The organism is Vibrio sp. 10N.247.311.14, from assembly GCF_041467715.1.
Classification (GTDB): domain Bacteria; phylum Pseudomonadota; class Gammaproteobacteria; order Enterobacterales; family Vibrionaceae; genus Vibrio; species Vibrio crassostreae_C.
On the sequence record NZ_JBFSVE010000083.1, the window covers coordinates 1 to 14,154 of the forward strand.

8 protein-coding genes and 2 pseudogenes are annotated in these 14,154 nt (G+C 45.3%); 3 read left to right on the forward strand and 7 right to left on the reverse strand.

From position 1 onward, the window contains the following. Positions 1 to 337: 337 nt before the first annotated feature. The 3 genes and pseudogenes from AB6F11_RS20910 to AB6F11_RS20920 all read right to left on the reverse strand — a co-directional run. Positions 338 to 952, reverse strand: a pseudogene (locus tag AB6F11_RS20910) (MFS transporter); the annotation flags it as partial. After that, positions 942 to 2,090, reverse strand: a complete 1,149-nt coding sequence (locus AB6F11_RS20915) for a phosphotransferase (RefSeq protein WP_104216115.1) — start codon at positions 2,088 to 2,090, stop codon at positions 942 to 944. The gene AB6F11_RS20915 and the pseudogene AB6F11_RS20910, both read right to left, overlap by 11 nt. A gap of 11 nt (positions 2,091 to 2,101) precedes the next feature. Continuing rightward, positions 2,102 to 2,386 (reverse strand): GNAT family N-acetyltransferase, encoded by a 285-nt coding sequence (locus AB6F11_RS20920; protein ID WP_104216114.1) that lies wholly within the window; start codon positions 2,384 to 2,386, stop codon positions 2,102 to 2,104. Positions 2,387 to 2,660: 274 nt separating this feature from the next. Between AB6F11_RS20920 and AB6F11_RS20925 the strand changes: the two genes are divergently transcribed. Next, entirely contained in the window at positions 2,661 to 3,407 is a 747-nt protein-coding gene (locus AB6F11_RS20925) for a flagellar brake protein (protein WP_017065025.1), read from the forward strand. A 163-nt stretch (positions 3,408 to 3,570) separates the two neighbouring features. Here the strand turns inward: AB6F11_RS20925 and AB6F11_RS20930 are convergent, their stop codons facing one another. Continuing rightward, on the reverse strand, positions 3,571 to 5,931 hold the full coding sequence (locus AB6F11_RS20930) for a Lon protease family protein (protein WP_017061577.1): 2,361 nt from the start codon (positions 5,929 to 5,931) through the stop codon (positions 3,571 to 3,573). A 240-nt stretch (positions 5,932 to 6,171) separates the two neighbouring features. Between AB6F11_RS20930 and AB6F11_RS20935 the strand changes: the two are divergent. After that, a pseudogene (locus AB6F11_RS20935) lies at positions 6,172 to 6,670 on the forward strand (hypothetical protein). Positions 6,671 to 6,682: 12 nt separating this feature from the next. Further along, the gene (locus AB6F11_RS20940; RefSeq protein WP_102397884.1) at positions 6,683 to 8,311 is read left to right on the forward strand and encodes an ABC transporter ATP-binding protein; all 1,629 of its coding nucleotides are present in this window, start codon (positions 6,683 to 6,685) and stop codon (positions 8,309 to 8,311) included. Positions 8,312 to 9,011: 700 nt separating this feature from the next. On the opposite strand, the gene AB6F11_RS20945 is transcribed toward AB6F11_RS20940, so the two are convergent. The 3 genes from AB6F11_RS20945 to AB6F11_RS20955 form a co-directional block, all read right to left on the reverse strand. Continuing rightward, complete coding sequence (locus AB6F11_RS20945; RefSeq protein ID WP_104216113.1) at positions 9,012 to 12,116, reverse strand: efflux RND transporter permease subunit; 3,105 nt, start codon at positions 12,114 to 12,116, stop codon at positions 9,012 to 9,014. Further along, a complete protein-coding gene (locus tag AB6F11_RS20950; RefSeq protein ID WP_032545691.1) occupies positions 12,113 to 13,435 on the reverse strand; it encodes an efflux RND transporter periplasmic adaptor subunit in 1,323 nt (440 codons plus the stop codon). Before AB6F11_RS20950 ends, AB6F11_RS20945 begins: the two co-directional genes overlap by 4 nt. 124 nt (positions 13,436 to 13,559) lie before the next feature. After that, complete coding sequence (locus AB6F11_RS20955; protein ID WP_017059884.1) at positions 13,560 to 13,910, reverse strand: EF-hand domain-containing protein; 351 nt, start codon at positions 13,908 to 13,910, stop codon at positions 13,560 to 13,562. Between the last annotated feature and the right edge of the window lie 244 nt (positions 13,911 to 14,154).

Sequence of the window (14,154 nt, forward strand, 5' to 3'; positions counted from 1 at the left end):
AGCTAGCAAAAGCAGAGCCCGATATCGATGCACTCCTGCCTTGGAACTTCAAACATTAGTAATATCGCCCTGTAGGTTCATGGGGCGTTTACAATTCATTTAGATTATCGTTGTGATCGTTATATAGCTTGAAAGCAACTTGGGCAAGGTTCAACTGCCCCTATACGAATGACTGCTATATCTAAAGAATAAAGGGGCATTTTCGAGTTGGCTGTTATTGATCACAGCTAACTAAGTTGGAAACTAGTAGGTAAGAACCGTTAGTGAATTTCTGGACAGAAACGTTTCAGTGAGATTGCTAAATTAGTAAAGAATTAATTGCTTTAAGTATCGGAATTCGCTTTCGCAGCACCAACTTCTTATTCTGTGGCGTCTTGGTTTGAAATTCAGGGAAACCAAAGGTCATCACCAAAACCAGAATAAAACCAATACCGCCAGTGATGCCATACACCCAAGCAAAGTCGAGCTTCAGCTGTTCTAGCATCACCCAGATAGATCCGTAAGTGATTAAGGATGCCAGTGCGCCGACTGAGATCATCTTACCTAGCATCTCTGGCGCTTCTTCTTTACTCAACCATTGCAGTGACAAAGACTGCTTCAGCGTTTCAAAATAGTGAAAGCCCGTCGACATTAAAATGGTAGTCAGCAACAATCCAGTGAGTGAGGGGAACAGACCCGTAATCGCGGTGCCTACAGTGAGCATCGCTAGCGATATCAACATAAAGCGTTGTTCACGTATGAAGGCCAGCACAAACACTACGGTAAACGCTAAGAAACCAGGTATTTCACGAACACTTTGCAACAAACCAATATCGGCGCCATCAAAGTTCGCTTTCTCAATCACGAAGTTATTAAGCAGAGCCATCCAGCTCGAAAACGCGATAGGGACAACAATCGAAATCAGTAATAAGAAGTTTTGCGGCGTTTTCCAGCTCGCGGTTCTATCGAACATTGACGGACTCCTGTTCGTCTAATTGAGTGAGCACTCGTAAGGTCAACTGCTCAGTATAAGGGTTGATCTTCCAGTGCTCTGGGCTCCAACCTTTTACGAAGCGTTGGAAATCGGACCATGCCACGTAAAACATTGGTCGCCATGCGGCTTCGACTTCATCAAATGAAAGCTGTGGTTGATAGTGCGCTAATGCTTCTTTCAAGTAGTGGAAGTAAGCATCTAGTACTTCTGATTCAAGCTCTGCGCAATCTTGTGGCCTAATCGCGCTGCTCATGAACAAGGCGACGTCTTTCATCGCACAGCCGTAACCCACATATTGGAAATCGACCGCAGCTGCTCGCTCGCTTTCAGAATCAAAACAAAAATTGGCGAGCTTGGCATCGCCATGTACCAAGGTTTGATATGGACATTCTTTTAGTAAACGGTCGATGTGCTTGGCTTGGTTCTTCAATGGTAAATCAGCCAAGGCATTGAGCTCATCAGGACGTGTATCTAGATGCCAATAAGTACCGACTTGCCACAATGATGACAACTGCTCTTGATTGATATTGATGTGCTTTACGTGAAAGTTAGCGAGCCATTTAAGGCAAGCATTACGTTGTTTTTGCTCTTCTCGTGTGTAACTAGATACCTGATAGTCAGAAGCTGCAAGTACATCAAACTGAGAGGTTAACGGAAAACCTATATCCGCTAAGTCTTGCATCACTATCAGCCACTCATTCTCTTCTAGTTCACATTGCAGCCCAACAGGTACAGGGCAGCGCTCGTCCCATTGTTGGGTGAATGACTGATACCAAGCTGTTTCCACTTGGTCAGAGTGTACCTTTCGTTGGTGAGAGAGTTTGGTATTCCAACCCTTTGGGTGTTCAGCTTTATCTGGCAACGCGACATGTTTAACAATCACACTCTTGAGTTCCGCACTGCTTTCTTGAGAAAAGACTAAGCGAACTAACTCGCCATATCCACCCCATAGGCGTTGAATCACTTGGACATCAAACCCTTCATGACAACCCAGCGAGGTCGCTATTTTTTGATAAAGCTCATTTTGATAAAACTCTTGTTGATAAAGCTCTGGCTGATTTTGACTTGAACCCGCTTCAGGTTGAGCTCGATTATTCGACGATATTGATTGAGACATATTACTCGTTGTTATGCTTTATCGGATAGAAGGTGTGACCACTGTGGCTGCCTATTCATGTAGTGAACCACATAGCTACAAACCGGCACAATTTTGAAGCCCGCTTGTTCAATTTCAGGCAATACCGATTCCATCATCACCTTCCCAAAGCCCTTGCCTTGCAGTTCATCAGGAATGCGTGTCGACGTGATATGTAGTACATCTCCGTCCTTTTGATACTTAACGACCGCGAACTGGTTGGGTTCTAACTCTACCGTGATCTGGTTCACTTCATGATCCCATTTTACTGCCTGCATTCTCAACTCCTGCAAATAATTGATACGACAAACAATAAAAGTTTGAAGTATGAGTTCCTTGTAATAGACTAGCGCAAGTGCATATAAATAAAACTAAGTACTTACAAACACAGCAAATAATTCAGTGCAATCGGCTTAATATAAAATCAGCAATGATAAAAGGCACTCTATAAATCTATGTGAGTACGTCCACTAAATCTAGCACGTAATAACCCCTTGTTAGCAGGTTACCAATATAACTAACAGACGCATGTTGGCGCATGGAGAACATATAATGAACGCACCCCTGAAGAAGCCTTTGGAGCATAATCAGGCACTTCAAGACCCTCGTAATCGCACCGTTTCCACTATCAATAGCACTGATGCACTGGCCATGATTGAGCACGGCAGTGAGCTGACATTAAATGTCTCGACTCCCGTTGGCACGAAGTTTCTCGCCACCACCAAGTTTATCGGAACGCACAGTGATAACTGTATTGTGGTTGAGGTTCCCGAGGTATCCAATGAAGATCTGAACTTTTTCTTTCAAGAAGGTTTTTGGATGACCGCTCGTGCGTATTCTCTACGAGGTGAAGGCGCGCTTATCCACTTTAGAAGCCAAATTCACCATAAGATTGGTGAACCCTTCCCTATTCTAGTGCTGTCTACACCAAGCACGATGCAAGTGACACAGCTACGTAAAGAAACACGCTATGAAGTGAATCTGGCTTCAAGAATCATCTTCAACGACCAGCGAGCAAACTGTGAGATAAGAGACTTATCGAAAAGTGGTTGTCGTTTCGTTACCTCACCAACCTCTCGTGCTATTCAGATTGCCGATCGCGTGTCTATTGAGATAACCCCTGAGAACTACAACGGACCACTGATTCCGCCATTGCGAGGCATCGTCTGCAATCTACAGAAATCGACACACTACGCTCGATACGGTGTCGAATTTGATGATATTGGCCGAGCTAACGCCAAACACTTGTTGGCAAAACTGAAGTTCGATGGCACCAAGCTTTGCTTACGAAATGGGTAACGCCTTTTAACACGCGACTTTCACCGAATACAGCAAGCTGACCAACTACAATTAGTTCACTGGCAAACTAAACCTCAACCAACAAAAAAGCCATCGACTCTAGAATCGATGGCTTTTGCGTTTTGGCTGTTTGTTTATTTGTTTAGCTATCTAGATATTCAAACTATTTGCGCAGTGCGTTCAGTTTAGCTTGGGCGATACCAAAGATAGTATCAATTGGATAGCTACCCTCATCACTTGCTTCACCAGCGGCTTTGCCTGTGAACAGCTCAATCGCCTCTGTTACATGGTCAATCGCCCAGATATTAAACTCGCCCTTTTCAACCGCTTTCACGATATCGCTACGCAGCATCAGGTTGTGAACATTTGAACGCGGGATGATCACCCCTTGTTCGTTTGAACGCCCTTTGATTTCACACACATCAAAGAAACCTTCAATTTTCTCGTTCACACCACCAATTGGCTGAGACTCACCAAACTGGTTCATCGAGCCTGTAATTGCGATATCTTGACGGTTTGGTTGCTTAGAGAACGCTGACACCACCGCACAGAACTCGGCCATACTCGCACTGTCACCATCGACGCCACCATACGATTGCTCGAAGGTGATGTTAGTGGTGAGCGGGACTTTGGCTGTCTTACCAAATACGGAAGAAAGGTAAGCCGACAAGATCATCACGCCTTTTGAGTGAATACTGCCACCTAGGTCTACGTTTCTTTCAATATCAATCACTTCACCATCACCGTAAGCGGTGGTTGCCGTGATTCGGTTCGGCGCACCAAACATATGATCCGTCGTGCTGAGTACAGACAGCGCATTCACTTGCCCAACCGCTTGACCATCAACATGGATTAGCGTTGTGCCGTTAGTGAAGGTTTCCATCACGCTGTCTTGCAGTCGTCCGACACGCATCTGTTGGTTAGATAACGCTTGGTCGACGTGCGTTGCACGAATCAGGTTCGATTTTGAGCCTCTCGCCACGTAGTTTGATTCACGAAGCAGATTAGCAATGTGAGCAGAGTGCAGAGACAATTTACCTTGGTCACCCGCCTGACGAGAGCTGTGCTCAATGATGCGAGCGATCGCTTTACGGTCACAATGCAGCATGTTGTTGTCGTGCACGATGCTCGAAATAAAGCGCGCGTAATGCATTTCAGAATCGGGAGTACGCTTCATCTCATCTTCAAAATCGGCCGTTACACGGAACAGTTCACCAAACTCTGCATCGTAGTGTTGCAGCAGTTGGTAAGTTCGGTAATCGCCAAACAGGATGATCTTAACATCCAATGGAATCGGTTCTGGATCAAGCGATACCGCCCCCGTTAAGGTCACCTCTTTTTCTAATGAAGTGAAGCTCAATTGACGTGAACGCAGTGCTCGTTTCAAGCCTTCCCAAACGTACGGCTGCTCAAGTACCTTCACCGCATCCATCAGTAATACGCCACCGTTGGCTCTGTGTAAGCTACCTGCACGAATCAATGAGAAGTCTGTAAAGACAGTGCCCTTGAACGTTGCCGTTTCTACATAGCCAAACAGAGAGTGATAATTTGGATTCTCTTCCACCACGATCGGCAGAGTCTCCTCCTTTTGGCTCACAATCACGTTAACCTTGTAGCGACGCGGCATTTTCTTATCCAAAGAAGCGGTTGCAACTTCTGCTTGCTCAGTGCTCTCTTCTAAGAAGATGTCAGCGTTGTCGACAATGTCTTTACGCAGTGCCGTTAGGTACTTTTTAATGTCTGGATATTGGCTGTAATCCTTCTTCAATTGCTTGATGAAGTGCGTGATCACGTCTCGCGCCGTATCATCATTCAGTTTTTGAATTTTCTCAGTGTACGTTTCTTCAAGTTCCGTCAGTTCACGAGAGATGGTTCGCAGGCCGACTTCCAATCCATCAATGGTTTTATCGAATTGATCTTGCTCTTCCGGCGAAAGCAGATCAAAGCTCTCTTCGGTATGAAGATCATCGCCATTCATTGCCACAAACTGGTAATCACCCTGAGTGGTGATCGTCAGGTTAATGCCCTTGTCTTTCGCTTCTTGGCTAATGCTTTCTAACGCGGCTTGTTGCTTAGCTGCTAATTGGTTTTTAAGCCTGTCAGCACGGCTAAAGTACATCTCGTTATCAAACGCTAGAGGCATACCTTTCAGCAGTTTACGCATCAATTTTTCAATATCTTGCTTTAAGCTGCTGCCAACGCCACGCGGCAATTTCAGTACCTTAGGTGTACGAATATCTTCAAAGTTCGCGATATAACACCAATCAAAAAGCTCCTGCACTTCTTGAGGGTGACGGTTCAGATAGCGCAAGATCATGGTGCGTTTACCCAGACCATTTCGCCCTATCGCATAAATGTTGTAACCCTTTTCCTTGATTGACATCGCGAACTCAACGGCTTTTTGTGCCCGTTCCTGCCCGACGATTTCGTCAATTGGAGCCAGTTCTTTGGTCGACTTACATGGTAGCTTGTCTAAATCCGCTACCTGATACAGCTGTTCTGTATTGAGTCTTTGCATCGCCATCGCCGCCTCCTTAGTCCTTCATTACTTGGGTGTAGATAAAATCAGTGTAGATGTAATTTCCTACAAATTTAGTGACTTACGCTACACAGCTGTTCAACTGAACAAATAACACACAATTTAAGCCATTTTTAGGAATAGCTCGTCATTTAATTCACCAACTTAACATGTGAATGATTTTAATTTGCAATTGATAACAAATATCATTAACATTTACGGATATTATAAATTGAGGATGTGGATATGGAAATTGAACGATGCTGGATGCACTACCTAAAAGCTGAACAGTTAATGGAACAAGGTCACTGGCCTGAAGCACAGCGCCTATATGGTGATGTTCTAACCTCACTTCCTCACCACATCCAAGATGCAGCATACCAAAGCGATATCAAGCCTTGCCAATTTGCCTGCTTGCTTGCTTGCCGGGTTAAGAGACGCGAGCGTCGCTCAATCAGAGATACTCAACCGATTAGGTCAGCACCAACAAGCCTTCGATACCTTGAATCAATCTTACGCTCTGATGCAATTTATCTCTCTGGAGAACACTGAGCTGATTCAACGTACCTTTGGATTATTGGAAAAGCAGAGCGAAGGTTTGCTCAATCACCTGATCGCTTTTTGCAGCGCTCAGCGCAGTTCGTATTGGATGCTCGAACTAGAACAAATTCAACGTGCTCATCACCATTTTGGGCAACTTAAAACCACGTCAGAAGTGAAATCTTCACCTAATGTCTTAAATTGATAAGGATATATCATGTCGGACCGGGCCATTCTTAAAGTCAATAACCTCTCCGTTAGCTTCACAACCAATGATGGAATCATTGATGCGGTAAAAAAGGTTAACTTTACCCTTAAATCCAGCGAAACCTTGGCCATTGTTGGTGAATCAGGTTCAGGTAAATCAGTCTCTTCTAACGCACTCATGCGTTTGCTCCCTGATAACGCCATCATTGATGCTCAATCTGAAATAGAATTTGAGGGGCAATCAATACTTGGCAAGACTGAACGAGAAATGCAGTCGATTCGTGGCGATAGAATCGGCATGATCTTTCAGGAACCGATGACCTCTCTCAACCCATACCTTCGCGTGGGCACACAAGTGGAAGAAGCCATTATGTGTCACCGCAATGTATCGAAATCAAAAGCAAAACAGCGTGTGCTAGAGCTCTTCAATCTTGTGCATTTACCAATGCCAGAACAAGCTTACAACAAGTATCCGCATGAGTTTTCAGGCGGTCAGTTGCAGCGCATCATGATTGCGATGGCTTTGATCAACGAGCCCGATATTTTGATTGCCGACGAACCCACCACCGCATTGGATGTGACCGTACAAGCGGAAGTGCTTTCTCTTATCAAAGAAATCCAAAACAAAATGGGCATGGCAATTTTGTTCATCACCCATGACTTAGGTGTGGTGAAACACTTTGCAAACCGCGTGCTAGTGATGTGTAAAGGTGAGCTCGTAGAAGAAGGGATGACTCAATCTTTGTTCGATAGTCCTAAACATGATTACACAAGAATGCTCATTAACTCGATTCCGAAAGGCGCTAAGGTTCCTGTTGAGGCGACAGCCCCAGAACTATTGTGTGCTGACGACATCCGAGTTCAGTTCTTGGTGAAATCACACTTTATCAAGAGTAAAAGCCAGTACTTCGAAGCCGTAAAAGGCATTTCGTTGAATCTTAAGCAAGGCGAAACGCTAGGCATTGTTGGTGAATCTGGTTCAGGTAAATCAACCCTTGGACGTGCATTAATCGGCTTGCTGCCGAGTACCGGACGTATTGTTTACAAAGGCCAAGACGTTAGCTTATTAAATGATAAAGAGCGTCACAAGCTCAAGAAAGATGTCCAAATGGTGTTCCAAGATCCTTATGGTTCTTTATCACCACGCATGACAGTTGGGGAAATCATCACCGAAGGCTTAACGGTGCATCAACCTCATCTATCCAAGCAAGAACGTTTAGAAAGAGCGCGCAAAGCATTGATTGAAGTTCGCTTAGAGCCGAATTCAATAAACCGTTATCCACATGAGTTCTCTGGCGGGCAAAGACAACGTATCGCGATTGCTCGCGCACTGATTCTAGAGCCCTCTTTCATTTTGCTGGATGAACCGACTTCAGCACTCGATCGCTCAGTACAACTGACCGTGATTGACCTGCTGAAAGACATTCAAGCCAAGCACAATATCGGCTTCCTGTTCATCAGCCACGATCTCTCGGTAGTGAAAGCACTGTCGGATCGCGTACTGGTGATGCAGAAGGGCGAAGTAATGGAAGAAGGGTCTGCAGAAGAGATTTTCAATGCGCCGAAAAACAACTACACCAAGAAATTAATCGCTGCGTCATTCGACTTAGAAGATAAATCGAAAAAAAATGCCGCATAAAGGGAACTAATCAACATTAACAGCGTCTTATAATTACATTCTGAATAATCTCCTAATGGATTGAAATCTAGAATGGATATAGCAAAACTGGTTTGGCCGCCAAAAGAGAAATGTCGCATGGATGCGACATTTTTCGTTTCTGGCGTATATGAAAAATCAACTCAGTGATTCATGCCGGTGATTATGAAGGTCTGATCAAGTTTAAACAGGGTTAACTGATAGTCGGATCACAGCCGCAGAGCGGCTTCGTTCAACTCGTTTTTGGACATTTATTTGCCAGCGCTTTCGTTAAATTAGCAAACCATCAATAACCACAGGTACGGCAAAACAAAAAAAGCCACTTTCCAGAGTAGGGAAAGTGGCCATGTATAAGTGGCTTAAATAACAATAATGTTTTACTTAGCTAGCATATGCAATCAAGTTAAACGGGGCAGCTGTCGCTAAAAATGATAATTGGACAGAAATGAGTTTTGGAAAATCAAACATTAGCAAATGACTAATAACTTCAGGTATGACAAATAACTAAACCTGATAGAAAAACTGCCACCAAAGAGCAAAAGACAAGACCTGACCCTATTGTTTTTTGTACGCAAAAAAAACAGCAGTCAGTGATAGGGTTTAATCGCCAAATAAATTCTACGCAAACTACCATTTTCATGCCGGGCTAAATGACATGGTTCAGCATGCACTCCCAAGGGCCTCAAAGGGAAGATTGAGCACCTTCTGCCCATTTGGTCAGCTTTAAATCGTCCAAAATAAGCAGCACGCAAGGCACAACAATTGACGCTAGTAACGTAGCCGAGACTAAGCCAAACGCAATACTGGCAATTAACGGGATCAGAAATTGCGCTTGCGTACTGGTTTCGATTAACAGTGGAAGCAATCCTGAAAATGTGGTTAACGAGGTGATAAATATCGCTCTAAATCGGTCACGTACCGCCTCTCGACAAGCGTCTATCAAGCGCTCGCCTTGGGCGATATTCTTCTTAATAAAATTGACCAACAGAATGTTATCGTTAACGACGATACCCGCTAAGGTAGCAAAGCCAACCAAGCTTGGAATAGTCAAATCGAACCCCATGCCCAAGTGCCCCCATACCACACCAATCCAGCCCATAGGGATTGCCAGCAGCACAGCAATCGGTTGAGTGTAGCTTTGTAACAGGAACACTAAAATAAGATAAATCCCCACCACGCCAAGAGCAAAGAAGGTCGCCAGCGAGGAGCCCGTATCTGAGCTTTCTTTATCCTGACCTTGCGAGGTGAAGGTGATGTCTGGGAATTTGTGTTGAGTTTGCGAGACAAATTCGCTATTGAACTGCAGCATGATTTCACGCGCATTGGCAACCCGCGTATCGATATTGCCTTGCACAACCACAGTGTTCATCCCATTAATGCGGTGAATTCGCGAGAAGGCTTGTTTTCTGTCAAACGTCGCAACACTTGATAATGGAACTAGGGTTCCATTGCCTGCCGTCACCATCAAGTTATTCAACTCATACAGGCTAGCTTGGTGCGTAAACTCATCCAGTCTCACACTAATATCCACCAGCTCGCCTTGTTGGAAAACCGTCAGATCAGTACTGCCTTTTACCGCGCTGCGCAGCGTTTGAGCAATGTTGGAAGCATTAACTCCCATCACGCCAGCTTCATCTTTAAGGTTAACGTGAAATTCGGTTCTGCCCTCACGCAGATCGGTGGAGAGGTTATAGACACCGTCAAATCCCTTCAACCATTTCACCAGCGAGCGGCTGACTTGATTGAGCTCTTGTAACGACTCACCCTGAACCCGAATATCAATGCCATTGCCAGCAATGCCCCGTTCTTTATCGGTAAACTTGAGTGAAACCACATCCGCCGTAGGGCCTACTTTTTGTTTCCAATCTTGGATCAGATCTTTAATGCTCTGCTGCCTAAATTGCGCTGGCAATAGATCGGCACTGACGGTTGCCATATGCGGCCCCGACTCATTAGCATCAGCATTTGAGTTGAACATGATCGTGGTGCTCGCGACCAAAGGTTTTGAGCTTGGGTATTTCTCTGCGTATTCTTGGTTGAGTTCATCAAGCGCGTTTGAAACCTTCTCCACCACCGCCTCTGTCTGGCTCAGTAAACTGCCTTGAGGGAGCAAGATACGCGCCTGCAGCACATCACTTTCCAAGGCAGGCATGGCTTTGAATTTCAGCCAACCTGACGAAATGGAAGCGGTTGAAATCATCACCACCATCACCAATATCCCTACTGAAAGATAAGGTGCATTCATCGCCTTGACACTCACTGGCACAAAGAATCTGTCTCTGATGTTTTCAAAACCGGCAATGAACTTGTCCCGTATAGGATTAGAGCGAGATTCAGTATGGCTATGTGCCAAATGAGACGGCAAGATCAAGAAAGCTTCTATCAGACTAACAAGCAAGGTAATCAATAACACGATGGGAATATAGCGTAGTACTTCGCCCATCTTGCCTGTGAGAAACATCAGCGGCCCTATCACCATGATGCTGGTAGCAAACGATGCAATCACACCTGGGAAGACTTGTTTGGTACCTTCAACTGCAGCGTCAAACGCGGGTAGCCCTTGTTGCCTCTTGGCAGCGATGTTTTCTGCAATGATCAACGAGTCGTCCATTAGCAGACCAATCGCGACAATCAGCCCGACCAGCGTCATCATATTCAGGGTATAACCGAGAAGTTGTATCGCAAAAATGGCGCCAAGGAATGAAACCGGCAGCCCCATGGTGACCCAAAAGCTAAAGCGAATATTAAAAAACGCCCACAACATCAAAAATGCCAGTGCTAATCCCTGTGCGCCATTGCTGGTGAGGATTCTCAGACGCTCAATAATATTGGTGCTGGAATCTTGGGTGATGGTTAAAGCGACGCCTTCAGGGGCTCTCGCCTGTTCTTTTTCAACGATGCTGACGATCGCATCTTTGACCGTTAAGGTATCTTGAAATTGCGTTTTGGACACCTGAAGCAAAGCGGCACGCTGACCATTGAACAGGATTTGATTTTCATCGCTAGTGAACTTCTGCTGAATAACGGCAACATCACCGAGGCGAACCTGAGTCCCCGTCTCACTGGATTTAATCACGATATTTTCGAAGTCTCTGACGTTGCTGCCTAAGTGGTCGAAGCGGACGCTGATCTCTTCCAAGTCATTACTAAATACGCCAGCAGGAGTGCTGATACTTTGCTGTTGTACTAGATTGGACAAGTCGGACACACTCAGGCCGTACTGCTGCAACTTCCACTGCGATACGCGAATTTCTATTTCTTGATCCGCAAAACCGCTCACGGTCACCTGAGCGATCAATGGGCTCTCTTTTAACTTGTGCTTAATTTGCTGGGCATAGAGATATAAGTCCCTATCTGACATATTGCCGGTAATCGCGACACTGGCCACCGTTGCCACTCGGTCCAGTTTCGACACCGTGATCTGCTCAACTCGATCCGGAAAATCACTGATGGCGTTAACCTGCTGTTGAATATCGCTGGTTAAAGTGTCAATGTCTTCATCATCGCCGATTTCCACATTGGCGATGACCAAACTCTCTCGGGCATCACAGCTTAACTCTTTAATTCCACTCAGCTTATCGAGAGAATCTTCCAACGGGTAACACACTTCTTCCATCATCTCAAAAGGTGACGCGCCCGGATAAACGATCCGAACCTCAATATTTTTGGTCGGCGTCAACGGAAAAGTGTCTTTCTGCAGTTTGGGCAAGGCAAAAGCCCCTAACAGCAGTACCGCCATCATCAGGACATTGGCGCCAGTGGTGTGCCGAGCAAAAAAAGCGATCATAATTTGCCCTCTTTCTGAATCGCGTTTAGGGCTTTAAATCCGCTCTGCGTATCCAACCAAAGGCCGATTTTCTCATCCGGTTGCGGTTGTAAAGCCATCCCCTCAACGGCGGGTGAAAGTTTACTTAGCACAACCACATCACCGAATTCCACGCCAGATTTGATCACCGCAACCTGCCCTTGGACGAAATCTATCCTGACAGGTTTGCTTTTCAGTTTACCTTCAGAGACAGTGTAAACTTTACCATCATGGATGGCGTTTATCGGTAGCAAGACTTGTTGCTCCATCATTGGTGCTTTAATCGTGACTTTAACGAAAGTCCCACGAATAAGTGGTGGCTTCTCCCCGGGAATGGCTTGCTGATAGGGCTGATTTACTTGTGCAACCAGGCTTTGGCTTTGAGTCTGAGCATCGATTTCACCGCCGGAGCGGCTGATCTCGGCAGGCCAAGTAATTACTTTATCGCCTGCTTGGAGCTCGACTGTCGCGCTCAAGTTGCTATGAACATCTTCGTCAAGCGAGTCAAAGCGATTGGAATTTCTTAGCGGACGCATTTTACCAAGCGGAAACTGCGCGCGAACCTCAACGGCATCGATGTCATCCGCTTTGAGCAGCAATTCCCCCTTGTTGACATACTCGGCGAGTCCAACCAAGGTTTCGACAATGCGAATATCAAATGGGGCTTTAATTACGGTTTGTTCGAGATCTCGGTTTGCAAGTGCTAGTTCCGTTTGCAAAACCTTTTGCTGCGCTTGATTAATTGCCAGTTGGTTTTTCTGTGTCTGGAGCTGTTGCTGGCTGCTGAGCAAGTCTTTGGTCGCGCGGTCTTTCTCTGTTTTGGAGATATGCCCGGTTTCACTCAATTTGATTGAGCGGGCATATTCTGACTGTTGTACCTCAAACTCTTTCTCTGCAATCTTGAGCGAATCGATAATGGTCTGATTCGTTAGCATTAGCACTTCAAGCTCAGCTTGCAAACGGGCAATAGTAAGTTGATAAGCGGTGGGGTCAATTCTAAGGAGTTCGCTGTCTTTGCGGATAATAGCGCCCGTTTTGTATTGCTCAGAAACCCACACAACCGCGCCGTCAAGTTCAGACTGTGCCTGCCAGTCTTGAACAGACTCGGTATGTCCATATCCGATGGCAGAAGGTTGGATATTTCGCGGCTCGACTTTCAACACCCGAACCACCTTTTTAGCAGCCGTATTACTCGCATTAGGCGGTTCAGCCTTCATCCCTGGTGCGATCACCAATAACGCGATGCCCAACAAAACAGGAGGAACAAACAGAGCCCTTTGTAACCAGCTATACCTAGTCATAGCGATTCCCTTACTATATATTAGCTTTTCCTTAAGCAAAAGGTAGCACACCAACATAAGCGGATTTGCTTCCTTGATCTCAAAATAAGTCAGGCCTCACAAATGGAGGCCTGATTGAATTGAGCTACTGATTGTTTTTGCCTTTGCCCATGGTATTTTTGGGGTTCACCATGCCTTGATGAGCATTAAACTCTTGTTGAGAGATAGCGCGATCCGCGTTGCTATCTAACGAAGCAAAACTGTGGCTTTGATTGATATTTTTCAACGTACGTCCCTCTTCTGCTCGCTGGGCAATACGTTCTGAGCGTGCTTGATTGAACTCGGCTTCGGTTATCTTGCCATCACCATCGAGATCAAACTGTGAAAATACTGGGCGTGACATATTGTTATTCATGCCTTTATTCATTCCACCAGCCATTGCTCCGAAGGCAATAACGATACCGAGTAACGCGATTATCGTGCTTTTGATTTTCATGACGTTTTCCTTCTCTTTGTTTCACTACTTAAGAATATACTAATGTAAGTAAGATAACGTCATGTGATGTAAAGGTATGTAAAGATGGCTAAGTAGATATCGATTTATGTTCTTATCGGTTTGTAAGCGCAGCGCAACAGAAATTATGAAACTTCTGCCGCTAGTACTCTGGTAAGAGTACAGGCATAGTGATCTGCTCCAGTTAGACTGGACACCGCATTAAGCGACATATTGTTTTTCAAAG